The 26,849-nt window shown below is 61.8% G+C and carries 17 protein-coding genes; 6 read left to right on the forward strand and 11 right to left on the reverse strand.

The annotated features are described in order from the left end of the window. Positions 1-42 precede the first annotated feature (42 nt). The 5 genes from FEE99_RS18900 (at position 43) to FEE99_RS18920 (ending at position 4,848) form a co-directional block, all read left to right on the forward strand. Positions 43-1,197: a MalY/PatB family protein gene (locus tag FEE99_RS18900; protein ID WP_041480296.1), complete on the forward strand. Its 1,155-nt coding sequence runs from the start codon at positions 43-45 to the stop codon at positions 1,195-1,197. Positions 1,198-1,427: 230 nt separating this feature from the next. Beyond that, on the forward strand, positions 1,428-2,285 hold the full coding sequence (locus FEE99_RS18905) for a glucose 1-dehydrogenase (RefSeq protein ID WP_016774822.1): 858 nt from the start codon (positions 1,428-1,430) through the stop codon (positions 2,283-2,285). 87 nt (positions 2,286-2,372) lie between these two features. Further along, positions 2,373-2,984, forward strand: a complete 612-nt coding sequence (locus FEE99_RS18910; RefSeq protein ID WP_041480295.1) for a Yip1 family protein — start codon at positions 2,373-2,375, stop codon at positions 2,982-2,984. Positions 2,985-3,026: 42 nt separating this feature from the next. After that, a complete protein-coding gene (locus FEE99_RS18915) occupies positions 3,027-4,370 on the forward strand; it encodes a cation:proton antiporter (protein WP_041480294.1) in 1,344 nt (447 codons plus the stop codon). Between the two features lie 184 nt (positions 4,371-4,554). Further along, positions 4,555-4,848, forward strand: coding sequence for a hypothetical protein (locus FEE99_RS18920; RefSeq protein ID WP_041480293.1), 294 nt, complete (start codon positions 4,555-4,557; stop codon positions 4,846-4,848). Positions 4,849-4,932: 84 nt separating this feature from the next. Here FEE99_RS18920 and FEE99_RS18925 read toward each other — a convergent pair whose 3' ends face one another. The 4 genes from FEE99_RS18925 to FEE99_RS18940 form a co-directional block, all read right to left on the reverse strand. After that, positions 4,933-5,466, reverse strand: coding sequence for a hypothetical protein (locus FEE99_RS18925; RefSeq protein WP_016774826.1), 534 nt, complete (start codon positions 5,464-5,466; stop codon positions 4,933-4,935). 78 nt (positions 5,467-5,544) lie between these two features. Further along, complete coding sequence (locus tag FEE99_RS18930) at positions 5,545-7,464, reverse strand: hybrid sensor histidine kinase/response regulator (protein WP_041480292.1); 1,920 nt, start codon at positions 7,462-7,464, stop codon at positions 5,545-5,547. Then, positions 7,457-9,787, reverse strand: coding sequence for an ATP-dependent DNA helicase (locus FEE99_RS18935; RefSeq protein WP_041480291.1), 2,331 nt, complete (start codon positions 9,785-9,787; stop codon positions 7,457-7,459). The genes FEE99_RS18930 and FEE99_RS18935 overlap by 8 nt, the downstream gene beginning before the upstream one ends. Next, positions 9,784-11,436, reverse strand: a complete 1,653-nt coding sequence (locus tag FEE99_RS18940) for a VRR-NUC domain-containing protein (RefSeq protein ID WP_041480290.1) — start codon at positions 11,434-11,436, stop codon at positions 9,784-9,786. Before FEE99_RS18940 ends, FEE99_RS18935 begins: the two co-directional genes overlap by 4 nt. Before the next feature lie 195 nt (positions 11,437-11,631). On the opposite strand from FEE99_RS18940, the gene FEE99_RS18945 reads away from it, so the two are divergent. Continuing rightward, complete coding sequence (locus tag FEE99_RS18945; protein ID WP_041480289.1) at positions 11,632-11,856, forward strand: YgdI/YgdR family lipoprotein; 225 nt, start codon at positions 11,632-11,634, stop codon at positions 11,854-11,856. Between the two features lie 207 nt (positions 11,857-12,063). Here FEE99_RS18945 and FEE99_RS18950 read toward each other — a convergent pair whose 3' ends face one another. From FEE99_RS18950 to FEE99_RS18980, 7 genes are all read right to left on the reverse strand, one after another. Continuing rightward, on the reverse strand, positions 12,064-13,917 hold the full coding sequence (locus FEE99_RS18950; protein WP_041480419.1) for a polyurethane esterase: 1,854 nt from the start codon (positions 13,915-13,917) through the stop codon (positions 12,064-12,066). Positions 13,918-14,220: 303 nt separating this feature from the next. Next, positions 14,221-15,909 carry a polyurethane esterase gene (locus FEE99_RS18955; protein WP_143978916.1) on the reverse strand — a complete coding sequence of 563 codons (1,689 nt, stop codon included), beginning with the start codon at positions 15,907-15,909 and terminating at the stop codon, positions 14,221-14,223. Between the two features lie 57 nt (positions 15,910-15,966). After that, positions 15,967-19,044, reverse strand: coding sequence for an autotransporter serine protease (locus FEE99_RS18960; protein ID WP_041480287.1), 3,078 nt, complete (start codon positions 19,042-19,044; stop codon positions 15,967-15,969). 197 nt (positions 19,045-19,241) lie between these two features. Continuing rightward, positions 19,242-22,187 (reverse strand): autotransporter serine peptidase EprS, encoded by a 2,946-nt coding sequence (gene eprS / locus FEE99_RS18965; RefSeq protein WP_041480418.1) that lies wholly within the window; start codon positions 22,185-22,187, stop codon positions 19,242-19,244. Between the two features lie 79 nt (positions 22,188-22,266). Continuing rightward, positions 22,267-23,637 carry a TolC family outer membrane protein gene (locus FEE99_RS18970; RefSeq protein ID WP_041480286.1) on the reverse strand — a complete coding sequence of 457 codons (1,371 nt, stop codon included), beginning with the start codon at positions 23,635-23,637 and terminating at the stop codon, positions 22,267-22,269. Between the two features lie 2 nt (positions 23,638-23,639). Then, entirely contained in the window at positions 23,640-24,989 is a 1,350-nt protein-coding gene (locus tag FEE99_RS18975) for an HlyD family type I secretion periplasmic adaptor subunit (RefSeq protein ID WP_041480285.1), read from the reverse strand. Continuing rightward, entirely contained in the window at positions 24,986-26,758 is a 1,773-nt protein-coding gene (locus FEE99_RS18980; protein WP_041480284.1) for a type I secretion system permease/ATPase, read from the reverse strand. The genes FEE99_RS18975 and FEE99_RS18980 overlap by 4 nt, the downstream gene beginning before the upstream one ends. Positions 26,759-26,849: the final 91 nt, after the last annotated feature.

The raw sequence follows: 26,849 nt of genomic DNA on the forward strand, positions 1-26,849 counted from the left end.
TATCATGGCGCCCACGAACCACCCGCCGCCCCGAGACCGCGCATGACTTTCGATTTTGATCAGCTGTTCGACCGCCACCACACTGGCAGCACCAAGTGGAGCCGTTACCCGGCCGATGTGTTGCCGATGTGGGTCGCTGATATGGATTTCGCCGCGCCGCCGGTCATCGTCCAAGCCTTGCAACAGCGCCTGCTGCACCCGCTGCTCGGTTACAGCGTGGCCCAGGACAACCTGCGCGACGCCATCGTCGCCGACCTGTGGAACAAGTACGCATGGCAGGTCAAACCGCAGGAGCTGATTTTCCTGCCGGGCGTGGAATCGGGATTCAACATGGCGCTCAAGGCCCTGGTGCAGGCGCAGCAGAATGTCGTCGTACAAGTGCCGAACTATCCGCCGCTGCGCCATGCGCCGGGCCACTGGGGCCTGAACAAGGTCGAGCTGCAATTCGAAGCCCAGGCCGATGGCACTTACGCCACGCCGCTGGAATCTTTGCGTGAGTCGCTGAAAGGCGGCGGCGCCCTGCTGTTGAGCAACCCGCACAACCCGCTCGGCAAGGTCTTCGCCCGCGAAGAATTGCAGGCAGTCGCGGACATCTGCGCAGCGCAGGACGCGTGGATCATTTCCGACGAAATTCACGCCGAACTGTGCTTCGACGGCCGCGTGCACATTCCCACCGCATCGCTGAGTCCGGAAATTTCCAAGCGCACGATCACCCTGATGTCGGCGAGCAAGGCCTACAACATCGCCGGTCTGAAGACCTCGTTCATGATCATTCAGGACGCCGCGCTGCGCGAACGCGTCAACCACGCCCGCTGCGGCATGGTCGACAGCGTCAACCCGCTGGGCATGGAAGCAACCCGCGTCGCCTACAGCGAAGCCGCGCCGTGGCTCGCGGAATTGAAAATCTACCTGCAGGCCAACCGCGACTGGCTGGTGAACGCCGTACGCACGCGGCTGCCGGGCGTGACCATCAATGTGCCGCAGGGCACGTATCTGGCGTGGCTCGATTGCACCGCGCTGGACCTGCCGGATCCGCAGCGGTTCTTCCTCGAACAGGGCAAGGTCGGGCTGAGTGCCGGGCTCGATTTTGGTGACCAGCATCAGCAGTTCGTGCGCTTGAACTTCGGTTGCCCGAGGGCGTTGCTCGAAGAAGGGATTGCGCGGATGGAGCGGGCTTTGGCTAACCGCAATCTCTGATCCTGCCCCGAGATTCCCCTTTGTAAGTGATCCCCTGTGGGAGCGAGCCTGCTCGCGAAAGCGCAGTGTCAGTCGACACATCTATCGTCTGACAGACCGCTTTCGCGAGCAGGCTCGCTCCCACATTGGTTTTGCATCGCCAACCAGAATCCAGCGCAAATCCGATCGAACTCAAGGCAAAGCCACCGGGTCAACCCGGAACACTGGACTTGAAATCAGGAGACCCTGCGATGACTGACTATCCAAAACCACCCTTCCCGAAACAAGCCCAACCGGTGCCCGGCTCGCAACGCAAGATGGAACCGTATCCAGACTGCGGCGAGCAAAGTTACGTCGGTTCCGGCCGCCTCGCCGGCAAGATTGCGTTGATCACCGGTGCCGACAGCGGCATCGGTCGCGCGGTGGCGATTGCCTTCGCCCGTGAAGGCGCCGACGTCGCCGTGGCTTACCTGAATGAACACGAAGACGCCAAGGAAACCGCACGCTGGGTCGAGCAGGCCGGGCGTCAGTGCATCCTGCTGCCGGGCGATATCGCCGAGAAGGCTCAGTGCCAAGCATTGGTCGACAAGACCGTCGAGCGCTTTGGCCGCATCGACATTCTGGTCAACAACGCCGCGTTCCAGATGACCCACGAAAACTTCGAGGAAATCCCCGATGACGAATGGGTGATGACCTTCGACGTCAACATCACCGCCATGTTCAGGATCTGCCAGGCGGCGATCAAGCACATGCGCCCCGGTTCGTCGATCATCAACACCAGCTCGGTCAACTCGGACATGCCCAAACCGACCCTGCTGGCCTACGCCACCACCAAAGGCGCGATCGCCAACTTCACCGGTGGCCTGGCGCAGATGCTCGGGCCGAAGGAAATTCGCGTCAACAGCGTCGCCCCAGGCCCGATCTGGACGCCGCTGATCGTCTCGACCATGCCCGACGAAGAAGTACAGAACTTCGGCGGCAGCACCCCGCTCGGCCGTCCGGGCCAACCGGTGGAAGTCGCACCGATTTACGTGCTGCTGGCCTCCGACGAAGCCAGCTACATTACCGGCCAGCGCTACGGCGTGACCGGCGGCAAACCGATGCTGTAACCGTGCAGCAGAAAAACTGAACCCGAGCGGCATGGCATCTCTCCATACCTGTAAGCGCCTACGGGCCAACAGGAACAGGAGGTTGTCATGTCCGCCCCCCTCGTCAGACTCTTCACCCAACCCAACTTCGCCTGGACCGATATCCGCCGCGAAGAGGAAACCCATCCCCGCCACTACCTCGCGCATCTGCTGCTGCTCGCGTTGATTCCCGCCGTGTGCCTGTTCATCGGCACCACCCAGGTCGGCTGGAGCCTAGCCGTGGGTGAAAACGTGCGCCTGAGCACGGCCAGCGCCCTGCAACTGAGCGTGCTGCTGTACGTGACGATCGTTGCTGGTGTGGCGGTTATCGGCGGGTTTATCAGATGGATGTCGCGTTCATTTGACGCGCGGCCAACGCTGAATCAATGCATCGGTTTTGCCGCTTACACGGTGACGCCGTTTTTCCTCGCCGGGATCGCCGGGCTGTACCCGAGCCGCTGGCTGGCGATTCTGGTGCTCGGCGCGGCGTCGATCTATTCGACGTTTTTGCTGTTCGTCGGCCTGCCGACCTTCATGCATGAGCGCAAGGAGCAAGGACTGCTGTATTCGGCGTGCGTGTGGGGCGTCGGCCTGCTGGTGCTGGTGACCATGCTGGTGTCGATGATCCTGCTGTGGTTCAACGTGCTCATCCCCGAGTACCTGCGCACGACCGTGAGCTGACCCGGTGCGCCTGTCCTTGAGAATTCACCGAAGTGAGCGGTCATGAGTTTCGGCGTGTGGGTCGCGGTGCTCGGCGCCGTGCTGCTGACGCTGGCTCTGACGTCGTCGTGGTTGCGCTGGATGCCGGTTACCACCTCGGCAGTGTGCCTGCTGCTGGGCATTGCCATCGGCCCCAGCGGCCTCGAACTTCTGAAACTGTCCCTGGAAGAATCATCATTGTGGATGGAGCACCTGACTGAAGTCGCGGTGCTCTTTTCCCTGTTCGTCTGCGGTCTGAAGCTGCGGTTGCCGTTGGCCCACAAGACCTGGCGTATCGCTTTTGGTCTGGCGGGGCCGGTAATGATTCTGACGATTATCGGCGTGTGCCTGCTGTTGCATTGGGGTCTGCAATTGCCGTGGGGACCATCGTTGCTGATCGGCGCGATTCTGGCGCCGACCGACCCGGTGCTCGCTGCACTGGTGCAGGTCAATGATGCGCAGGACGTCGACAGCGTGCGCTTCGGCCTCTCCGGTGAAGCCGGGCTCAATGATGGCGTGGCTTTCCCTTTTGTGATTCTCGGTCTGCTGTTGCTGCACGGCGACGGCAGCGCTGGCGAATGGCAGCACTGGGTGCTTCGCAGTCTGTTATGGGCGGTGCCGGCGGGTTTGCTCACCGGTTACTGGATGGGGCGTGGCATTGGCCGCATCGCCCTGTTGCTGCGCATTCACAACGAGGACAGCACCCTCGGCCCGAACGATTACCTCACTCTCGCGCTGATCGCGCTGTCCTACGTGGTCGCCGACGCCATTGGCGGCTACGGCTTTCTCGCGGTCTTCGCTGCCGGTCTCGGCCTGCGTCAGGAGGAAGTGAAATCCACGGGCATCACCCAGGCACCTGCCGAGCATCTGGTGCAGCCGGTGGTCGGTCATCAGAACGTCGAACCACAGAACGCCGTGCACGGCGACACGGAGCAGTTGGAAGACAGCCAGGTCGCGGCGGGAATCATGATGGGCGACATGCTCGCATTCGGCAGTCTGGTCGAGCGGGCTATGGAAGTGTTTCTGGTGACCCTGCTCGGTGTCGTGCTGATTGCGCACTGGGACTGGCGGGCCTTGTGGATCGGCGCCGTGCTGTTCTGTCTGATTCGTCCACTGAGCGTGGCGCTGATGCCGTGGGGCAATCTGCTCAGCGGACCGCAGCGTTTGTTGATCGGCTGGTTTGGCATTCGTGGCATCGGCAGCCTGTTCTATCTGTTCTTCGCCCTGAACCATGGCCTCGATTCCGACGTGGCCAAGGTCTGTACCGACATCACGTTGTCGGTGGTGGCCCTGAGTATCCTGCTGCATGGCATCAGCACACAGCCGATGCTGGCGCGCTATGAAAGTCTTAAGCAACGAAAAAGCTGATTCTTCAACCGTTGAGCTTTGCCGAAAAACATCGAAGTTTTTTCTAGAAAAAAATGGATCGCCGGGCGCGACCCAAGGGTCACACCTTTAACCGCGCCAACAATCCAGCGCGACCCGGCAGGTTCGGTTCCCCTGCGGTGAACAGCCTATCAAACGGAACCCCGACACAAACAAGGTCACAGTCATGAACGAATGCTCGACTCCTGCGCAAATCAAGGCTTGCAGAGCACTGGCTCTGGAACGCAATCGTCAACTGTTCGAAGAGGCCCACGAACTGAACCGAGCGGCCAACGCGCTGCTGGAACAGACGCCGACCGACTTCGAACGCTTTGAGCAATACCGGGCACTGCGCAAGAAAGCCGATGCGAAATTTGAAGATGCGATTGATCATCTGTGTGTGCTGAATGAGGATTTTCCGCCGATTCCGGCAGCGGTGCAGAATGCTGTTACGCCGCGGCCTGAGCTGGAAACCGCGTGATAAGTTACCAGCCCCCTCACTCCAGCCAGTGCGGGGGAAAACCGATCGAAGCTTAAGACCTCCCCCACCTGCCGACCAATCTGTTCACGGATTGGTCACCTGAATAAACACCGCATACACCCCCAACATCACCCAGAACGTCGCAAAAATCCAAGGCGTGCGCACTGAGAACAGCAGCGACTTGCGATAGCCCTTGTGGCTCGATTCCATTTCGCTGAACAGTGGAGACTCGTCATACGCCGCGCCCATCACCGGCTCGCTGTGCAGCAACTGGCTCTGTTTGAAGTGCCAGTGATCGATGATGTCGTATGCCGCACGAATCCCCGGCCAGGCATTCAGCGAACTGAGCACGCCAAGCAGCGCCAGAAACGGCGGCACGACAAGGGTGAACATCTTGCCCCACTCGGGATTGAGGTTGGCCATGCACGAAGCGAAAGCAATGACCAGAAACGACTGCGCCGCCAGATAGGCGTCGGTGCGGTTGGCGAGGATGCTGGTTTCGTACTGGATTTCCCGGCGGTAGAAATCCAGGCGCTCCTTGGGTGAGCCAAACATCTTGGCGTCGTGTTCGGCCAAGGCTTCTTCAACAGCGCTTGGCTGGGTCAATATGCGTGACAAGAGACGTGCCCTCCAAAAGTGAACAAGACTTTTGGAAAGGCACGCGTCAGCACTAGTTCAGCCGGATCGACCAGCGCGTCACTTCATCGACTGGGCGATGATCTGCACCAGATTCAACTGGGTGAACGGTTTCGGCAGACGCGGCAGATCGGCGGCGAAGCCTTCCAGGCGTTCGGCATATCCAGTGGCGAGAATGATCGGCAGATCCGGCTTGAGCATCCGCACGGCATGGGCCAGTTGCGCGCCACTCATGTGCGGCATGGCCATGTCGGTGATCACCAGATCGATGACCTCGCCCTGATCGAACAGCGCCAGCGCCTGAGCGCCGGAAGTCGCGCCGATGACCCGATGACCGAGGTCTTCGAGCAACAGACTGGTGCTGGTCAGCACCAGTGAATCATCATCGACCACCAGCACGCTGAGCCTTGGGACCGCAATGGGCGCGGCGTTGCTGTACGCCGGGCGGCTGGCCGTTGGCTCAAGCGCCACTGGAATCCACAGTTCGGCCGCCGTGCCGTGGCCCTTCTCGCTTTTCAGAATAAAGCGCCCGCCCAACTGCTCGATAAAGCCGTGCACCATCGACAAGCCCAGCCCGGTGCCTTTGCCCAGGCCCTTGGTGGTGAAGAACGGGTCGCGGGCGCAAGCCAGCGTGGCTTCGTCCATGCCTTCGCCGCTATCGATCAGGCTCAGACAGACGTATCGGCCTGCCGCCAATGTCGAATGGATTTGTTCCAGCACCACTTCCGCTTGTGCCTGAATGATCACCGTGCCGCCGTCGGGCATGGCATCGCGGGCATTGGTGGCGAGATTGAGGATCGCCAGTTCCAGCTGATTGCTATCGGCCAGCACTGGCTGCAGGTCGTCGGGAAAGCGTGTTTCGATACGAATGCCCGGTCCGAGCGAACTGCGCAGCAGCCCGGTGATGCCTTGCACCAATTGCGGGATATCCACCGATTCGGTCTTCAGTTCCTGACGCCGGGCGAAGGCCAGCATGCGCTGGGTCAGCGAGACACCGCGCAAGGCTCCTTGGGTGGCATTCTCCAGCAATCGAGCGATTTTCGGCGCGTCGCCGATGCGTTTCTGCACGATCTCGAGATTGCCGAGAATCACCGTCAGCAGGTTGTTGAAGTCATGGGCGATGCCGCCGCTGAGTTGGCCGATCGCCTGCATCTTCTGCGCCTGGAACAACGCCTCGCGGGTCTTTTCCAGGGCCTGCTGCGCCTCGTGCGCCTCGGTCACATCACGGGTGATCTTGGCAAAGCCGAGCAGCGTGCCGGTGTCGCCGCGAATCGCATCGACGACCACGTGGGCAAGAAACCGCGTGCCGTCCTTGCGCATCCGCCAACTGCGGCTCTCGAACCGGCCTTCGCGGGTGGCAATCTCCAGCGAGCGCTGCGGCTCGCCGAGTTCGCGGTCTTCGGGGGTGTAGAAAATCGAAAAATGCTGGCCGATGATTTCTTCCGGCAGGTAACCCTTGATGCGCTGCGCGCCCTGGTTCCAGTTGCTGACGCAGCCTTCGGGGCTGAGCATGTAGATCGCGTAATCGGTGACGCCCTGCACCAGCAGGCGGAACTGCTGTTCGCTTTGCTTGAGGGTTTCCTCGGCCATCTTGCGGTCGGTGAGGTCGCGGGTGATCTTGGCGAACCCCAGCAGCTTGCCGTTGGGGTCGATGATCGGATCGATCACCACGTGCGACCAGAAGTGCGTGCCGTCCTTGCGCACGCGCCAGCCCTCGCCTTCGAAGCGACCTTCACGGATCGCTGTGTCCAGCGCCCGTTGCGGCATGCCGTTGGCGCGGTCTTCCGGGGTATAGAAGCGCGAGAAATGCTCGCCGATGATTTCCGCTTCTTCGTAGCCCTTGAAGCGTTTGGCGCCGGAGTTCCAACTGGTGATGGTACCGTCGGGGTCGATCATGTAGATCGCGTAGTCGACAACCGCGTCGATCAGCAGCCGGAAACGGCTGTCTTCGATCGCTGCGGTTCTGTTGTTTTCACTCATCACACTCACCAGCCACTGTCATGGGCTGAAGTATGCGTGAATCCGTCGATTTGAAAAGCGCCGGCTCGCTTTTGATTGCCCACCACTGCGGCAGCAGTTGCTGGATGCGGCTTTCGGCAAAGCGGTCATCAATGAGCATGACCGTACCGCGATCCTCGCGGGTGCGAATCACCCGCCCGGCGGCTTGTACGACTTTTTGCATGCCCGGATACAGATAGGTGTAGTCGTAGCCGGCGCCAAAAATGGCGGCCATGCGCCGCTTCATCTGCTCGTTGACCGGGTTGAGCTGCGCCAGCCCCAGCGTGGCGATGAACGCGCCGATCAGCCGCGCGCCGGGCAAATCGATGCCTTCGCCAAATGCCCCGCCCAGCACCGCAAACCCGACGCCCTGGCTGTCGGCGCTGAACTGGTCGAGAAACGCCTGCCGCGCGCCCTCGGCCATGCCCCGCGATTGCAGCCACTTGGTGATGTGCGGATGGCGCTCGGCCAATAAGGTCGCGACCTGTTGCAGGTAATCGAAACTGCTGAAGAACGCCAGATAGTTGCCCGGGCGCTCGCTGAACTGGCGCGCGATCAGTTCGACGATAGGCTCCAGCGAGGCCTGGCGATGGTTAAAACGGGTGGAGATCTGGCTGACGATGTGTACCTGCAATTGCTCGGCGCTGAACGGCGATTCGACGTCGATGCACACCGTGTCGGCGGGCGTGCCGAGCAGGTCGGCGTAATAATTGCGCGGGCTCAGCGTGGCCGAGAACAGCACGCTGCTGCGCGCCGCGCTCAGGCGCGGGCCGATGAACGCCGCCGGCACCACGTTGCGCAGGCACAGTTGCGACAGTGGACGTTTGCGGTCGAGGTCGCGTTTGCTGATATCGAACAGGTAATGCTCGTCGTACAGCTCGGCGACCCGGGCAAATTGCAGCAAGTCGAAATAGAAATTCTGCAGGCCGCTGTCGAGGCCTTGCGGATGTTCGTTGAGGTAATCGCCAATGGCCGCGCAACACAGCGAAATGGCGTGCAGGAGCTTGTCCGGCGCCTTGTCGTAGGCCTGATAGGCCGCCAGTTGCGGCGCATGCAGCGCGTTCCATTCGCGGTTGACCCGTTGCAGGGAATTTTTCAACGCTGCCGGCGCGGTTTTGCGCACGCTGGCGAGGGTGAACTGGTCGAGGCTGGCGCTGTACATCTGCCGGCCGCGCTCGACCAGGTTGTGCGCCTCGTCGGCCAGCACCGCGACTTTCCATTGATTGAGCTGGGCCAGGCCGAACAGCAGCGCGCTGAAGTCGAAGTAATAGTTGTAGTCGGCAACCACCACGTCCGCCCAGCGGGCCATTTCCTGACTGAGGTAATACGGGCAGACGCTGTGCTGCGCGGCAACTTCACGCATCGCCGCCTGATCCAGCAGATTGATATGGCTGGCAGATTCGCGGGCAGCCGGCAGGCGATCATAAAAACCCTGGGCCAACGGACAGGATTCACCGTGGCAGGCCTTGTCCGGATGTTCGCAGGCCTTGTCGCGAGCAACCATTTCCATCACTCGCAGCGGCAAGTCCGGCGCTTGCCTGAACAACACCTGACTGGCATCGAGCGCCAGTTTGCGTCCGGGAGTCTTGGCGGTGAGAAAGAACACCTTGTCCAGCTGCTGCGGCGCCAGCGCCTTGAGCATCGGAAACAGCGTGCCAAGGGTTTTGCCAATCCCGGTCGGTGCCTGGGCCATCAGACAACGGCCGGTGCTGACGGCTTTGAACACCGACTCGGCCAGATGTCGTTGGCCGGGACGAAAGTCCGCGTGCGGGAACGCCAGTTGCTGCGCGGCCAGATTGCGCGCCTCGCGGTGGGCCATTTCCTGCTCGGCCCATTGCAGGAACAAGCCGCACTGCTGCGCGAAAAACGTCTGGAGTGACTCGGCGCTGTGGGATTCGACCAGGCAGGTTTCCTTTTCGCTGACGACGTCGAAATACACCAGCGCCAGATTGATTTGCTGCAGTTGCAGTTTCTGGCACATCAACCAGCCGTAGATTTTCGCCTGCGCCCAGTGCAACTGGCGGTGATTGGCCGGTTGCCTGCTCAGGTCGCCGCGATAGGTTTTGACTTCTTCCAGGCAGTCTTGCGCCGGATCGTAGCCATCCGCCCTGCCCTTGACCTTCAGTTCGCCGAATTCACCTTGCAGCGCCACTTCGCTCTGGTACTGCTCGCTGCGCCGCGACGCCACGGTGCGATGGCCGACGATGCCTTCGAGCGCCGTTGGTGACGGGGTGAAGCGCAGGTCGAGGTCGCCGGTCTTGGCGGTGAACTCGCACAGTGCACGCACGGCAACGCTGTAACTCAAGCGCTCTGCTCCGCCCATTGCACGTAACACACCGCCACCGGCATCTGGTGTTCGTGGCAGAACTCCAGCCAGCGCAGTTGATTGTCCTGCAAGCGGTCGCCGGGGCCTTTGACTTCGATCATCCGGTAGGTCTTGTGCTGCGGCCAGAACTGGATCAGGTCCGGCATGCCGGCGCGGTTGGCCTTGATGTCGAGCAACAGGCGATTGAACCAGTGTTTCAGGTGTTCGGCGGGCAGACAGGCCAGCGCCTGCTCCAGCAAGTCTTCATTGAGCGCGCCCCAGAACACGAACGGAGACTGGATGCCCCACTTGTCGACAAAACGCTGGCGAATGGTCTCGGCGTAGCGGCCGTCATCGAGCTCGCCCAAACAGGCCTGGAACAGCTCGGCGCGGCGCTCGAGGAAGTCTTCGCTGAGCAGATCCACCGGGCCGCGCTGGAACGGGTGGAAGAACGCGCCCGGCAACGGCGCGAAGATCGCCGGCCAGCACAACAGGCCAAACAGCGAATTGATCAGGCTGTTCTCGACGTAATGCACCGGGCCGTCATCGGCATGCAAGTGCGCTTGTACGTGAAATTCCACCGACCGCGCCGGATCGCTGCGCGGCAAATGCAAATCGAGGCGCTCGACCTCTCTGGCCTTGGCACGCTTGAGCGGCGGGCCACCGAGTTTGCGCCGCAGACGCGGGACGATGCGTTGCAAGCCCTGCTGCTCGGCCGCGCTTTGCGGCGCACGTTCGGCCAGCGTGCCGAGTTCCAGCGCCAATGCATATTCGCCGCAACGTTCAAGCACACGGATCATCCGCAGTCGTGCGCCCGGATACGCGCAGTCGCGGTAAACATTCAAGGCCAGCGCAAAGTCGCCGATGCGCTCGGCATACTGGCCGATCTGGAACAACGCCTTGGCTTGCCGGCGGCGCAGCCACGGGTTGTCGAACTGCACGGCGTTGATCTGTTCGACGATCTCTTCCAGCGGTTCGCCGGCCTCGAAACGCAGCTGGCATTGATGCAGGAACAGGCAGGCGTCGACGTCTTCACGACTGCGCAGGCCTCGGGAGTCAGCGCAGAACTCGACTTTTTCATAAGTGAAGATGCCCAGGTCGGCCAGCACGAACTCCGACCAGTCCTGATACAGATTGCCGAAGAACATCAGCCGCAGGCGATCGCACAAATCCATCAGGGTCAGGCTGAACAGCCGGTCGGCCAGTTGCGGCGCCCAGACGCGCAGGGTTTGCGCCTCGCTGAACTGTTCGGCCAGCACGGGCAGCCATTCGTCCTTGCGCCCTTTCGGTTGATCGATAAAGGTGCCGAACGCTTGCAGCAGCTCGGCCTTGAGCAGGACATCAAACAGCTCTGCCAGGGTCAGCGCAGCGTGTTCATCGAGCCAGCCGCGATCAAGCAACGGCTGCGCCGCCTCAGCGATGTCGCCGATTTCCAGATAATTGAGTTTGCTCGCGCGAAAGTGAATGCCCTTGCGCATGACCATGCGCACCAGCAATCCCTGCGAGGCTTGCGGCAGCGTGTTGAAGTCGCGAATGAAGCCGTGCTCGCTTGTGCTCATCACATCGGCATAACGAAGTCCAAGCCAATCAAGCACTTGCCGGAAGTTGTTGAGGTAATAGAACGGATCGTCGAGAGGGTTGGAGGTCACGGGAATTCAAAGCCACGGCAAGCGAACACTGGTTATGCGTACAGATAACAGCTCAGCCCCACCCGGCGCAAACGGAAAAAGATCAATGGCATTTTTTCGTGCCGCCATCGAACTTTTCCGCCGCTGCTGGCACCAACCGCGTTACAGGGCCGACAATGCCCGCAATCACATTCAAGCAAGGAGTCAGAGGTGGGTATGAAAATCAAGATGCTGGGTATTCCTGTAGCAGTCGCAGCCCTGTTGGCGCTGGGCGGCTGTTCGACCCAGACCGTGGTGACGCTGCAGAACGGCACCCAGTACCTGACTGAGGACATGCCGAAAACCGAGACCGAAGATGGTTTTTACGAATTCGAAGACATCTCCGGCGCCAAGGTCAAGGTCCGCGCTGATGAAGTCGCGACCGTGCGCAAGGAAGAGTGACTTGGCCTGAATGATCGTTCCCATGCGCAGCAAAGGAATGCCTCCACGGACGCTCCGCGTTCGGCTCTCGAGTGGGACGCAGAGCGTCCCGGGCTGCATTCCCACGCGGAGCGTGGGAACGATCACACACTGGATCTGCGTCGTTCACAAATCCCCTGTGGGAGCGAGCCTGCTCGCGAAGGGGCCGGCACAGGCCCCGCATCAACCTCAGGCGATAACCACCCCGTCGTCGCTCAAACTCCCCAGCGCCACCCCCACCAACGTCACCGAATCCCCACCAAACGTCAGCACCGTATCCTGCCCGACCGCCGACGCATGGGCGCGCAAATCATCCCCCGGCAACACACCCTGTACGCCGAGAAACACCAGTTTGTCATCGGCCGTGTAGCCAACGACCCGATCCTGGCCGAACGCGCCGTGGAACAGAAACGTATCCGCCCCGCCGCCCGATTCCAGCAGGTCATTGCCAGCGCCGCCGACAAACACATCATTGCCCGAACCGCCGAGCAAATGATCATTGCCCTCAAGGCCAAACAGCCAGTCACCGCCCGCATGCGCCCTGAGCGTGTCAGCACCCGCCGTGCCTTTCACACTGGCCTCATAAGCGGTGAGGTTGCTGCCGACTTTCAGCCCCGTGGCTGTGACGCTGTGCAACACGTCGTCCTTGAACACGCCCCAGAGAAAACCCGGCTCTTTGCTGACAATGCTGCCGATGTCGCGGGTAATGCTGATCCCGCCGTTGGCATCGCGGATGTACAGGTTGCCGGCACCGTCGTTGGCGAAATCAAAGTTCTTCACCGTCTGCTGCAAGTCGAGCGTGTTGTTGCCCTGCCCGCCCAGAATGACGTTGTAGCCGCCGTTATCGCGGAAGCTGTCGTTGCCGGCGCGTCCCTCCAGATAGTCGTTGCCTCTGCCGCCCTGGATCAGGTCATTGCCGTCACTGCCAATAATGAACGTGCTGCCCTTGTGGGTTTCGGCGTTACGGTTGAGGTCCTGTACCCAAGTGTTTGCCCGCGCCGGGTCGGAGAGATTGGCGACGATGAGCGTCGAGTCGCGGCTGGTCAGGTCGTAGAACTTCGATTCCAGCACGCGGGTCATGCCGTCGCCGTAGCCAGTGGGCAGGTGCGAAATCCAGGTCGGGACATTCAGTATCGAATACGGCAGCACGTTCCAGGCGTTCGAGGCGTAGTGATCGTTGAAGCTGACGATGTTGTCGGTGGTGGATGTGTGCGGCGCATCGTGCACACCCACCGAGGCACTGCTGAAGGTCGAACCGTCGAGGGCGCGAAACACCGGGTCGTTTTCGTAGCCGATATTCAGCACCTTGTCGCCGCTGCTCTGGGTCGGCGAGGCGTAGGCGATGTAGTTGGAATCGGCGAAAAATCCGCCCCACTTGCCAGTGCTCAAGTCAGCCATGCTGTTCACCGCCAGACCGCCCAGGCTATGACCGCTGACCAGCACGTCCTTGCCGCTGAGGCCGTTGGCCCGGGCGAATGCGACGACATCGTTGAGCAGATTGCCGAAAGCTTCGCCGACGTAGTTTTTTGCGTAATCGGCCGGGCCGAACGCCGCGAGCAGATCGTTGATCACGTCGCCAATCGAATCACCGATGAGGATTTCGCGCGGGCCGCTGGTGCCGCGAAAGGCGATACCCAGTTCGGTAAGGTGACCCTGGGCATCGTACTTGCCGAGGATTTCCACCTGCGCGCTGGTGTAGCCGGCCTTCTCGCCGAAGAACGTCCCGCGTGCATCGGTCTTGCCGTCGTAGCCCAATTGCGCAGCGGTGATGGGCGTCCAGCCAGCCTTCTTCACGGCATCGAGGGCGAGTTTTTCCGAGTCGGGATTCCACGGGATACCGGGGATCACCCCTTGCGAATCGGTGCCGCCAATCAGTGCGGTGACCAGTGTCGCCGGCAGGCCAAGGCCGAAGCCGTTGTGCTGATAACCGGCGGCGAAGCCGTTATCGAGGTTGTGATAGGAATACAGCGTGATCGCCATGGCATCACTGAACAGCGCCTTGGAATTGACTGTGCCGAAGTTCTTGTAGTCGTATACACCCATTGCCATTGCCTCTCTTGTTGTTGGAATTGTCAGAGATAGCTCACAGCCAGAGCGCGGGGCTCTGGAGCATTCTTTACATCTTGCACATCCTCTGTAGGAGCTGCCGAAGGCTGCGATCTTGTGGGACGCAGAGCGTCCCCGGCTACATTCCCACGCAGAGCGTGGGAACGATCATGTGTACGCCGCACCTGTGGGAGCGAGCCTGCTCGCGAAGGCGGCAGCACATTCAACATCACAATCGCCTGACCCACCGCTTTCGCGAGCAGGCTCGCTCCCACACTGAGATCTCCTGCACCTTCGGAATCAGGCAAAGACGAAACTCGAGTCCGTCAGGTCAGTCACGCCGACGCCAATCAGCGTCACGGCAAAATCGCCGACCTTCAGCACGGTATCAGCGCCGGACTGCGCGGCATGCTGCTTGTAGTCATAACCCTGTCCCGCGCCCGCGACGCCCATGAACAGCAGTTTGTCGCTGCCTTGATAACCATTGATCGCATCGAAACCGAACGCGCCGCTGAACAGGAAGGTGTTGTGGCCACCCACCGCCGTCATCACGTCGTTGCCGGCGCAACCCACGAAAGTCACCTGCGACTTGTCACTGATCAGTTGATCATCGCCGCCGAGGCCGAACAGCCAGTCGCCGTCGGCCGTGGCATGCAAGGCATTGCCGTAGCCATCACCGCTGAGCGAATGGTTGTACTGGGTCAGTTCGCTGCCGTTGCTCAGGCCCTTGGCGGTGACGCCCCAGGTGATCTCCTTGCTGCCCCACCACGAACCGGCCTCTTTACTGACCAGCGCGCCGATGTCGCGGGTCAGGCTGACGCCGCCGTAGGCGTCGCGCACGTACAGCGTGCCGTCGCCGTCGTTGGCGAAGCTGAAGTTCTGCAACGGTTTCTGCAGTTCGAAGGTGTTATGGCCCTGGCCGCCAAAAATGACGTTGTAACCGCCGTCATCGCGGAAACGATCATCGCCGCCCAGTCCTTCAAGAAAGTCGTTACCCGCCCCGCCCTTGAGCCAGTCGCTGCTCTGCGTGCCGATGATGAAGGTGCTGCCGCTGTGCGGCTCGCCGCTGCGGCCCAGGTCCTCGACCCAGGTCTTGCTCCGCGATGCCTCGTCGAGATTGGCGACGATGATTGTCGAGTCGCGCTCGGTCAGGTTGTAGAACGCCGAATCGATTACCCGATTCAAGCCATCGGCGTAGCCCAGTGAACTGTGCGCCGACCAGTTCAGCGGATTGGCGATGCTGAACGGCACCAGGTTCTGCGCCGTGGAGGCGTAGTTGTCGGTGAAATTGACGAGGTTGTCGGTGGTCGATTCGTGAGGCTTGTCGTGCTTGCCCATCGACGCCGTGCTGAACGTGGTGCCATCGAGTACGCGAAACACCGGATCATTTTCGAAACCGATGTTGAGCACCTGGGGGCCGGTGCTGCTCTGGGTCGGCGAGGCGAAGGCGATGTAATGGGCATCCTTGTAGAAGCCGCCCCAGTTGTCCGCGCTCAATTCAGCGACGCTGTTGACCCCGAGCCCGCCGAGGCTGTGGCCGCTGATCAATACGTCCTTGGCAGCAACACCGTTGGCAATCGCGAAAGCGGCGACGGCCTTGAGCAGATTGTCGAACGCGTTTTTCGCGTAGTTGCTCGCGTAATCCGACGGCCCGACCGCCGCGAGCAGATTGTTTTTCAGATCACCGAAAGTGTCGCTGTAACCCAGCCCGCCAGTGCCGCGAAAGGCAATGCCAAGGCCGATCAACTTGCCAGCGGCGTCGTACTTGCCGAGCACTTCGGCCTCGGCGCTGGTGAAGCCATCCTGTTCCCCGAAGAACGTGCCTTGTACGCCGACCTTGCCCTGATAGCCCAGCGCCGTCGCCGTGACCGGTGCCCACGCCGTGGCCGGCAACGGTTTGCCGGTGGGCGTGTAGGCATACAGCGTCAGCGCGATGGCATCGCTGTACAACCCTTTACCGTCGGCATTTTTGTAATCGAACAATCCCATGAGCAGCGCTCCTTTTCCTTGAAAAACCGGCAGCCCAGAAGCGCTGCCGGTTACGCCTCAGAACTGCCAGTCGAGGGTCAGACCGACGCCGTGATCCTTCTCGTTCGAGCCGATCAGGCCGTTGTAGTCAAGGTTGACCCGCACGTCGCGATTGAGCGCCAGCCCGGCGCGCACGCCGACCACGGCAGCGTCACGATCCATCGACACGCTCTGCACGGTGAACGCGCTGTTGCCATTGGCGAAGGCCAGATGGCTGTCGGCATCGACGCTGCTCAGGTTGTGCTGCCAGCCGAGGCTGGCGCCCAGTTCCAGCTGACGCTGATCCGACACAGCGAAGCTGCGCTTGGCGCGCACGCCGAGGGTCGACAGCACCACGTCGCGGTTGTCTTCACCACCCTTGAGCGCGGCAGCGTCACCCTTTTCGGTGAAGCTGTCGGTGTTGAGGTGCACGTAGGACAGATTGGCGAACGGCTCCAGGTTCATCGGTTGCAGGCCCAGATCGTATGCGGCCTCGGTGAACACTTGCGCGGTGGTCGCGTCACGTTTGGTTTTCTGTTTGCCGCTGACGTCGCCGAACTGCAGATCACGTTTGACGTCGATGCGATGCCAGCTGTACGCGCCGCCGACCGTCAGGCGCAACGCGTCGATTTCATGGCCCAGATACGCACCCAAGTGGTAGCTGTCGACCGACGCCGACGAATGCGTGCCGCTGCCCATGCTCAACGAACTGTCGCTGTAACCGGTGACGAAACCGAGACGGGTATCTTCAGCGATCAGCCCGTCGACGCCAGCCAGCAGCCCGCCGATGGAGCTGTTGGAATCGGCATTGTCATGGCCGCCATCGCTTTCACCCCATGAGCCGAGGACCTTGACCCAGACGTTGCTGCGATCATCAGTCGGCGCATCGGCATTGAACAGATCACGCTCACGCAGGCGCTCGCCGACGGCTTCGCGCAGGTAGCGGCTGTCGTTGATCAGCAGCGTGCCGATGGCCGGGTGAATCTCGCCGGACAACTGTTGAAAGGCCTGCTGCGCCGACGCCGCGTTGGGCGACAGCAACAGGGTTTCGAACAGCGCATTGCCCGCCCCCAGACGTTCGGCGGCGGCACCGACGGCGCGCTGGTTCGGCGTCAGACCGACGCTGGCGAACGATGCCTCATTGCGCCCCACCGCCAGCTGAATGCCGCCCGCCGAATAATTCAGAGTGCCGCCAAGGAAGGCGTAATTCGGCAAGACCTGACCGAAGCGCCCTTCAATGCCACCCGCCGCTTGCAGAATGTTGTAGCGAGTGCCGAGCAGGCTTTGCACTTCGCCGGTACTGAGCAAGGTCGGGCTGTTTTCCAGCGACAGGCTCACCGTGGCGCCGTCGATGATGGCTTTGCCGCCCGCAACGATCTGATCGCTGCTGGTTGGCGACAGCTCTACGGCGTAGGTCGAACCCGGCGCGAAGGTCACCTCACCGGCGACGTTCAGGGTGCCGATGGAGTTGCCCGGCGCCACTGTACCGCCGCTGTTCACTGCCAGCGCGCCGATGCGGCCATTGCCGCCGAGGATGCCGCCATTGTTGACAGTGACCGCCGATTGCAGCGAACCGTTGATGGCCAGTCGACCCTGATTGACCAGAGTCGGACCGCTGTAAGTGTTATTGCCGGTCAGCACCAGGGTGCCGATGCCTTGCTTGGTCAGACCGCCGTGGCCGCCGATGTCGTTGCGCCAGGTGTCGAGGCCGCAAGTGATATCGCTGCACACGCGTTCGGTGGGTTTGCCCTGATCGATGATCGCACCGATGCCCGGCAAGTCAGCCACGAACTGGCCAGAGCCGTAAGCGCCCTGCACGCGAAATTCCTCGGGAATGTCCTGCTCGGTCACGAACATCGCCGGGCCGTCGATGGCCTTGCGCAGGTTGATCATGCCCCAACCGTACAAGGCGTCGATGCCCGGTGCGCCGAGGTCGGTCGCAGTGGTGCGCAACACGCTGGCGACCTGGTCGCCGCTCATGTATGGAAAGCGCTCCATCAGTACGGCAATGGAACCAGCGACATGCGGCGCCGCCATCGAGGTGCCGTTGTAATTGGCATAGCTGGTGGTCAGGTTGCCGGCGTTGGTGCCTTCGATGATCGAGCTATAAATCTTGGTGCCCGGCGCCGAGACGCAGTAACTCGCCGTATAGCCGCAGCGCGAGGAGAACGTGCTGATCACGTACGGATTGGCGCTGGCGGTGTCCGGGTTCTGCTGCAATGCGGCGACGGTGATCCAGTTCGGCGCGATGTCCGGGACGAAATAACCCAGACCGGCAATGGCGTCGGGATTGTTCAGGTTGTAATCGTTGCCGGCGGCAAAAATGGTGACGATGCCGCTGCGAGCGGCGGCGATGGCGCCGTCGTAAGCGCCGCCGGGTTTGGTGCCGAGCAGCGTGCGGATTTCGTTGAATTGCAATTGCGCGTCGTTGACGGTGAAGTGCGGATACGCCGGATCGCGGCCGCCGAGGTCGAAGCGGTCGGTGATGCCGATGCCCCAGCTGTTGTTGATGATCCGCGCCCCGCTGGCGATCAGCGCATCCCAACCGGCCTTGTACACCGCGCCGTCGTTGCCGCGCACGATGCCGTCTTCCGGGCCTGGGTCGCCGTTATCGGCGCTGATGATCTGCGCACCGAATGCAACACCGTGCATCACCCCGCCGTCGCGACTGCCCGCCGCGATGCCGCCGACGTGCGTGCCATGGGCGCCGAGCTTGCCGTTGGAGCCGACCGAGGGTGAACCGTCATAGAGGAACGCATCGCCGGCCTTTACCGGGATGTACGGGTCGGTGTATTCGCGAATGCCGCTGGTGACCAGGGTGACGACTTTGTTGCTGCCGGAGAACTCCGGATGTGCGGCGTAGACCGGCTGATCGAAGATGCCCAGCTTCACGCCTTTGCCGGTGTAGCCGGCGGCGTAGGCGTAATCCGCGCCGATCGCACCCAGGCCCCAGTCAGCCTTGAATTCATTGCTGCGCCAGCTCGACGGATCGCCGCTGCGGCCGTTTTCAACGTAAGGCGCTGCCTGTGCCATCGCACTGGCACAGAGCATGGCGACTGTCAGGGTTTTCAGGGCAAAGCGGCCACCCGATTGCGCGGGGGTATTGTTGTTATCCATCCACGACCTTCCTTAGTGATGTTGCGAAAAATCCGGTTGCCTTGATCGTTCCCACGTGCAGCAAGGGAAGTCCTCTAGGGACGCAGAGCGTCCCGGGCTGCATTCCCACGCGGAGCGTGGGAACGATCAGGTTTTGCGACTGCTGCGCAGTCGAGCGGGGATAAATCCCCTCGCCACAGCGACTCAAACACATGCAATCAGAACTGCCAGTTCAGGCTCAGGCCAACGCCATGCAGCTGCTCGCGGCTGGCCAGTTGGCCGTTGTAATCGAGGTTGACCCGCACGTCCTTGCTCAAGGCCAGACTGGCCTGCACGCCGACCAGTGCGGCATCGCGTACCAGCGCCGAGCTCTCCACGGAATACGGCGTGCCGCCGCTGGCAAAACGCAAATGCTGCTCCGATTCGATATCGCTGAGGCTGTGCTGCCAGCCGAGACGCGCGCTGACGTCCAGCGCTTGCTGGCTGGAAAGGTTGAAGGTTTTGCTCGCCCTTACGCCCAGAGTGCTCAGCACCACATCGCGCTGATCGCCCGAGCTTTTCAGCGCAGCGGCATCGCCCTTTTCGGTAAAGCCTTCGGTGTCCAGATGCAGGTAGGTCAGGTTGGCGAACGGTTCCAGCGCCAACGGTTGCAGCTGCAAGCGATACGCCGCTTCGCCGAAGACTTGGGTGGTGGTCGCGTCAACTTTGGCTTTCTGCTTGGCGCTGATCTCGTCGTATTGCAGATCGCGCTTCACATCGCCGCGATGCCAGCTGTAGGCCGCGCCAGTGCTCAAGCGCCAGGCGCCGAGGTCGTGTGCGGCGTAAGTGCCGAGGTGATAGCTGTCGACTTGCGCCGAAGAATGGGTGCCCGAGCCCATGCTTAACGAGCTGTCGCTATAACCGGTGACCAGACCGATGCGGGTCTGCTCGTCCAGCGCGCCGTCGACACCGGCCAGCAGGCCGCCGATCGAGGTGTTGTAGCCGGCCGTGTCGTGGCTGGAATCGGTACTGCCCCATGCGCCGAGGGCTTTGATCCATCCATTGCTGCGGGTCGCCGAGTCATCGTGCAGCCGCTCGCCGACCGCATCACGCAACTGGCGGCTGTCGTTGATCAGCATTGTCCCCAGCGCGGGATAAATCTCGCCGCTCAGTTGCTGGAAGGCCTGCTGGGCCGAGGCCTGAGTCGGTGCACGAAGCACGCTTTCGTAAACCGAATTGCCGGCGCCCAGACCTTCGACTGCCGCCGCCACCGAACGCTGGTTCGGCGTTTGCCCGACGCTGGCGAAGCTTGTGGCATTGCGCTGGATATTCAGCTGGATGCCGCTTGCGGCGTAGTCGAGGGCGCCGCCGATGAACAGGTAGTTCGGCACTACTGCAGCGAACTGCCCCTGCACGCCGCCGGCCGCTTGCAGGATGTTGTACTGGCGACCGAGCAGGCTTTGCGCTTCGGCGCTGCTGAGCAAGGTCGGGCTGTTTTCCAGCGCCAGGCTGACACTGGCGCCGCTGACGGTTGCCGTGCCGCCGGCAACGATGCGGTCGCTGCTGGTGGGCGATAGCTCGACGGCGTAGGTCGAGCCCGGGGCGAGTGTCACATCACCAGCGACGTTCAAGGTGCCGATGGAATTGCCCGGTGCGACACGGCCGCCGCTGTTGGCGGTCAACGCGCCGATGCGTCCGGAGCCGCCGAGGGTGCCGCTGTCGTTGACGGTGACCGCTGAGGTCAGCGAACCGTTCACGGTCAGCAGACCGCCGTTGACGGTCGTCGGACCGCGATAGGTGTTTACGCCACTGAGCAGCAATTGCCCGGCGCCGGACTTGATCAGGCTGCCCTCATACACCCGGTTTGCCGCTGCCGCATCACGCAGCATGCCGACGGCGTAATCGGTCTGGTCCTGCTGACTGGCGCCGGCCGGGACACCGTTCTCCCAGCCTTTGTCCTGTAGGGTTTGCTGCCAGGCGCTGTGCTCGGCGAGGTCTTCGTTTTGACGCTGGAGCAGCGCCTTGTCGGAGATGTCATTGCTCCAGACATCGCGCTGCCCTGCCCCCAGATTCGCGTCGAACGCACCGAGCAATTGCCCCGGCCCGCGCATTGCCCGGTTGAGGTTGGCTACGCCCCAGCCGACGCGCTCGTTCGGTGCGTCTGTGACCGCGCCATCGAGTTGCGTAGCGGTGGTCAGCAGCACCTCGAGCGCCTGCTGGTTGGTCATGTACGGATAACGCTCCATCACCAGCGCCAGGGCGCCGGTCGCGTGCGGTGCCGCCATCGAGGTACCGGACTTGATCGCATAACCGCCACCGGGAATGGTGCTGTCGATCTTCGCCCCTGGTGTGGTGATGCACCAGTATTTGGCGATACCGCACTGGTTGTATTTCTGCTGATTGCTCTGATCGAGCCCGGACACCGCCAGCCAGTGACCTTCCAGATCCGGCTGAAAGTACGGCAGCGCCGAACGCACGCTGGCATTCGGGTAGCCGCTGTTGCCGGCGCTGAAGACATTGATCACGCCGCGCCGGGAAACGTCAGCAGCGGCGTCGAGCCAGGTGCCCTTGTTCCAGTGCTGCGCGTAGGCGGCGTGCAGATCCGCGAGGGTGCGGTAACTGACATCCGGCGGCTGACTGCCCCAACTGTTGTTGATCGCTCGAACCCCGGCATCGGCGAGGCTGTCGTAGACCGCTTTGAAATAACGCGGATCAGGGCCGGGGCCGAAGAGGAAACTGTCGTTCTTGTTGGTGTTGCCGACGTAGATTTGCGCGTTGTACGCCACCCCGTGCATGCCGCTGCCGTCACGGGCGGCGCCCATGGTGCCGACCACGTGGGTGCCGTGGGAATCGTTGTTGGGGTTGAGCGTGCCGTCGACGTTGAACGCTGAGCCATCGACGTAGCTGCCGCTGGCGGTTACCGGGTGATAACGGTCGGCGGAGAATTCGGGGTGGGCGGCATCGAAACCGGAATCGAGCGCGCCGATTTTCACGCCCTTGCCGGTGATGCCGGTTGCGTAGGCCTGATCGGCCTGCATGCGTTCCAGGCCCCAGTCGCGCAGGAACTCGGCACTGCGCCAACTGGCCGGATTGCCGGGTTGGCCGGGTTCCAGGTATTGCGCCTGCGTTGCCGAGGTCACCAGCAATAGCGTGCCGAGCGAAATCGGCTTGATGCGTACGTCCATGGTCATCATTCTCGTTTTTGTTGTTTTGTTCAGGGCTCAATAGCGCTGTCGCCCGTTTCCCTCTCCCGCTGGGAGAGGGTCAGGGTGAGGGCTGTTGCGCGACCACAAATGCTTCGTCCACCCGCGCCAGATCCTGCTCATTCAGCGTCCCGGCGTAGTAATGCAATTTGGTCCAGGCCATCAGGTAGTCGTAGCGTGCCTGGGCCAGGTCGCGGCGGGTGGTGAACAGTTGCTGCTCGGCATTCAACGCATCGAGATTGGTGCGTTCGCCGCCCAGAATGCTTTGTCGGGTCGAGACCACCAGCGCTTCCGCCGACTTCAAAGCCTTCTGATAAGCACGCAATTTGTTCACGCCCGAGAGGCAGGCGCTGAACTGTCGGCGCAGTTCGATCAGGGTTTCGCGGGTTTTGCCATCCAGCTCGTACTCAGCCTGCTCCATGGTGCGGCTGGCCTGACGTGTGGAGGCCGACACCCCGCCGCCGGCGTACAGCGGCACGCTGACTTCCAGGCCGATGGTGTTGGTTTCGTAGCGCTGGTTATAGGTGTTGCCGCTTTCGGACTCGTTGTCGCGCATCGAGGCATAAGCACTGACTTTCGGCAGATGCCCGGCGCGGTTGCGTTCGACTTCATAGCGCGCCACTTCCACGGCCTGACGCTGCGAAGCGAGGTTCGGGTTGTTGCTGATCGCCAGTTCATGCCAGGTGTCGAAGTTGGCCGGTTGCAGCGTGAAGGTTTGAAATTGCTGACCAAGCGGCGCCAGATCGCCGATGTCCACTGCCGGCACGCCCACCAGCGCACCCAGCTCACGCAAGGCGGCATCCTGCTCGTTGCGCGCTTCGATCTCCTCGGCAGTCGCCAGCTCATAGCGCGACTCGGCTTCGAGAATATCGGTGCGCGTGCCCTCGCCCTGCTTGAACATGTGTTCGTTCTGCTGGAACTGTTGCTCGTAGGCCTTCTTCTTCGCCTGGGCGATGTCGATCTGGTCCTGGGCGAACAAGGCTTTGGTGTAGTTGTCCAGCACTCGCACCAACAATTCCTGACTCTTGCCGCGAAAGGCTTCGTCGGCAAACAACGACTGCGCCACGCCCTTGCGATACGCCGCGTAAGCCTCGTAATCAAGCAGCGGTTGCTGCACCGTCAGCGCCGAGCCGTAACTGTTGTAGTTACGCTCATCGGTGCGGTTGCGCGCACGATCATCCAGAGACGTCGCCTTGGAAGAGTTGCGGCCCTTGTTGTAGGTGTAACCGATCCGTGGCAGCAGGCCGGCGCGGCCAATCGCGCGGTTTTCCAGGCCGGCATCGCGCTCCTTGATTGCACCGAGAAACACCGGATCGTTGCGCAATGCCTGCTCGTAGATCTCAAACGGCCCCATGGCCGCGACTGCCGAGTGACTCGCGAGCAGCGTCATTGCGGCCCCCAGCATGCAAAGCTTTTTCATACAGCCGAACATCCTTATTCCTCGGTCAACGCGGAACCGGCGCGATCGAGCAGCGGTTTGAACAAATAGTTGAGGAGTGAACGCTCACCGGTGCGCACGAACATTTCCGCCGGCATACCGGGCTTGATCACCAGGCCGTTGAGCTTTTCCATGGCCTGATCGCTGACGCTGCTGCGCAACACGTAATACGGCACGCCGGTTTTCTCATCGACCATCTGGTCGGCGGAAATCAGGCTGACTGCGCCGGGCACGCGCGGGGTTTTGCTCTGGTTGAACGCGGTAAACAGGATGTCCACCGGCAAATGCGTACCGACCTTGTCGATCAGGTTGATCGGCAAGTGCCCTTCCACTTCCAAGGTGGTGCCTTGCGGAACGATCTCCAGCAGGGTTTCGCCCTGACGCACCACAGCGCCTTCGGTGTGCACGCCGAGGTTGACTGCCACGCCATCGGCGGTGGCGAGGATCTCGCTGTGTTGCAGGTCGAAACCGGCGGAGGTCAGCTGTTCGGACAGCGTCACGCTTTTGAGCTGCGCATCGGCCAGTTGCGTACGCACTTCCTTTTGGTATTCCTCGCCGTGCTGCTGCAACTTCAGGCGCGATTCAAGGATGCCCTGCTCCACGCGCCCGCTTTCACCGGTGTTTTCCGCCAGCTGCTGCTGCACCTGCGACAGTTGCCGCTGGTAGTCCATCAAGCGATTGCGCGGGATGTAGCCGTTGTCGGCCAGCGGTTGCAGGTTGCTCAGTTGTTGTTGCAGGGAACTGGCCTGAGCATTGAGGTCGCTGCGGGCGCGGCGCATGCCGGCCAGTTGTGCGGTGGCGCCTTCGATATTGGCGCGCAGTGCCGCTTGTTCCCGGGAGAACGCTTCGCGGCGGCTGCTGAACAGTTGCCGCTGGCCTTCCAGCACCAGCGCCAGGCGTGGGTCCGGGTCGTTGCTCAGCTCGGCCGGAAAGGTCACTTGCTTGAGGTTGTCGCGCTCGGCTTGCCAACGCGCGAGGCTGGCCCAAGCCATGCGGTACTGCGCCTGCAGCGATTGCACGTCGGCAGCCACTTGCGTCTGATCAAGGCGGAACAACGGCTGGCCCTGCTTCACGATCTCGCCTTCGCGCACCAGAATCCGGCTGACCACGCCGCTGCTCATCGACTGCACGGCCTTGCGCTTGCCCGACACCACCACCGTACCCTGCACCGGAATGCCCTGATCCAGCGGCGCCAGTGCCGCCCAGGTGAAGAAACTGCCAGCGCCGACGATGGCCAGAATCCAGCCCATGCGCGCGAAGAATTTCGCATCGCGCTCCGGGCGCTCGGTGAGGTAGGCGTGTTCCATATTCGCTTCGTTTTCAGTGTTCATGCTGGCGCTGCTCATACACCCGAATTCCTTGTCGAGGACTGATACTGCCGGCTCATGCTGAGCCCGCCCGGTGTTTGTGCGGCTTTTTCACGTTGCTGTTCGTGCTGGCCGGAAAGTGCCTTGAGCACATCCTGACTCGGGCCGAACGCCTGCAAGCGGCCATCGTTGAGCACCAACAACTTGTCAGCCTGAGCCAGCACCGAAGAACGATGGGTGACCAGAATCACCGTGGTGCCTTGCGCCTTGAGTTGCGCAATGGCGCTGGCCAGTGCGGCTTCGCCGACGGTGTCGAGGTTGGAATTGGGTTCATCGAGCACCACCAGACTCGGCGTGCCATATAGCGCGCGGGCCAGGGCCACGCGCTGTTTCTGGCCACCGGACAAGCCGCTGCCGTCCTCGCCCAGTTGCGTGTCGTAACCTTGCGGCAGGCGCAGGATCATTTCGTGAACGCCGGCCTGTTGCGCGGCGGTGACGATTTTTTGCGGATCGGCTTCGCTGAATCGCGCAATGTTCTCGGCGATGCTGCCGCTGAACAACTCGATGTCTTGCGGCAAATAACCGATGTAGGGGCCGAGCTGGTCGCGGTTCCAGCGGTGAATATCGGCACCGTCGAGGCGCACGGTGCCGCCCAGAACCGGCCACACGCCGACCAGCACTCGAGCCAGCGTCGACTTGCCGGAACCAGACGCGCCGAGCACGCCGAGCACTTCGCCAGCGGCCAGCGTGAAATTGACCATGTGCAAAGTGGCCGCACGCTGCCCCGGCGGGCCGGCGCTGACTTGCTCGAAGCTGATCTGGCCTTTCGGTGCCGGCAGTGCCATCGCCTCGTCGCTAGGCGGAAACGCCTGCAACAGCGCATCAAGGCGGCGGTAAGCCAGCTTCGCCCCACTCCACTGCTTCCAGACGGCGATCAACTGATCGATCGGGCTCAGTACGCGACCCATCAGGATCGAACCGGCGATCATCATCCCCGCAGTCATGTCGCCCTTGATCACCAGCAACGCGCCCAGGCCCAGCACCAACGATTGCAGGCACAGGCGCAGGGTCTTGCTCAGCGAACTGATCACCGCACCGGTGTCGCTGGCCTGGTTCTGCAAGCCGAGGAAGCGCGAATGCACCCCGAACCAGCGCTTGCGCAGCGAGCCGAGCATGCCCATCGCCTGAATGGTTTCGGCGTTGTGCAAGTGGCTGGTAGCCAACTGACTCGACTGCTGGGAAAAACCCGCGGCTTCGCCCAACGGTTTTTTGGTCATGTATTCGTTGAGGCACGCCAGTGCGATCAGCAGCAACGCGCCTGCCGTGGCCAGCACGCCGAGCCAGACGTTGAACAGGTAAATGACAAACAGATAGACCGGGAACCACGGCGCATCGAAGAAGGCGAACAGCGCCGGGCCGGTGACGAACTGGCGGATGTGGGTCAGGTCGCCCAGCGACTGCCCGGCGTTACCCTCACCCTTGAACAGGTTGCGCTCGAACGCGGCCTGATAGACGCGCAGATTGAAGCGCCGCTCCAACTGGCTGCCGATGCGGATGACGATAAAGCTGCGGATCACTTCCAGCAGGCCGATGAAGGCGAAGAACCCGACCACCATCAACGACAGCATCGCCAGAGTGGTTTCGTTCTGTGACGACAGCACCCGATCGTAAACTTGCAGCATGTAGATCGACGGCACCAGCATCAGCACGTTGATCAACGCGGTGAAACAACCGACGCTGATCAGAATGCTTTTATAGTCGCCCAATGCCTTGATTAACGGAGCGGCCGGAGACTTCGCCATCTTCATTGATTCTTCCTGAGTTCATAGTCTCGTCGGTGCGGACGAGCATTCCATTGATATTTCGCGTACCTGCCAAAGATCATTTGCAAGTAGCGCT

Origin of the sequence: Pseudomonas sp. ef1, assembly GCF_007293365.2 — a bacterium.
Lineage (GTDB): Bacteria > Pseudomonadota > Gammaproteobacteria > Pseudomonadales > Pseudomonadaceae > Aquipseudomonas > Aquipseudomonas siliginis.

Bases quoted from the DNA above. Each gene is read 5' to 3' on its own strand.
- FEE99_RS18930 (WP_041480292.1), bottom strand. From the start codon at position 7,464: ATGAGTGAAAACAACAGAACCGCAGCGATCGAAGACAGCCGTTTCCGG.
- FEE99_RS18975 (WP_041480285.1), bottom strand. From the start codon at position 24,989: ATGAGCAGCGCCAGCATGAACACTGAAAACGAAGCGAATATGGAACAC.
- FEE99_RS18900 (WP_041480296.1), top strand. From the start codon at position 43: ATGACTTTCGATTTTGATCAGCTGTTCGACCGCCACCACACTGGCAGC.
- FEE99_RS18910 (WP_041480295.1), top strand. From the start codon at position 2,373: ATGTCCGCCCCCCTCGTCAGACTCTTCACCCAACCCAACTTCGCCTGG.
- FEE99_RS18920 (WP_041480293.1), top strand. From the start codon at position 4,555: ATGAACGAATGCTCGACTCCTGCGCAAATCAAGGCTTGCAGAGCACTG.
- FEE99_RS18980 (WP_041480284.1), bottom strand. From the start codon at position 26,758: ATGAAGATGGCGAAGTCTCCGGCCGCTCCGTTAATCAAGGCATTGGGC.
- eprS (WP_041480418.1), bottom strand. From the start codon at position 22,187: ATGGACGTACGCATCAAGCCGATTTCGCTCGGCACGCTATTGCTGGTG.
- FEE99_RS18955 (WP_143978916.1), bottom strand. From the start codon at position 15,909: ATGGGATTGTTCGATTACAAAAATGCCGACGGTAAAGGGTTGTACAGC.
- FEE99_RS18915 (WP_041480294.1), top strand. From the start codon at position 3,027: ATGAGTTTCGGCGTGTGGGTCGCGGTGCTCGGCGCCGTGCTGCTGACG.
- FEE99_RS18905 (WP_016774822.1), top strand. From the start codon at position 1,428: ATGACTGACTATCCAAAACCACCCTTCCCGAAACAAGCCCAACCGGTG.
- FEE99_RS18970 (WP_041480286.1), bottom strand. From the start codon at position 23,637: ATGTTCGGCTGTATGAAAAAGCTTTGCATGCTGGGGGCCGCAATGACG.
- FEE99_RS18960 (WP_041480287.1), bottom strand. From the start codon at position 19,044: ATGGATAACAACAATACCCCCGCGCAATCGGGTGGCCGCTTTGCCCTG.
- FEE99_RS18950 (WP_041480419.1), bottom strand. From the start codon at position 13,917: ATGGGTGTATACGACTACAAGAACTTCGGCACAGTCAATTCCAAGGCG.
- FEE99_RS18945 (WP_041480289.1), top strand. From the start codon at position 11,632: ATGAAAATCAAGATGCTGGGTATTCCTGTAGCAGTCGCAGCCCTGTTG.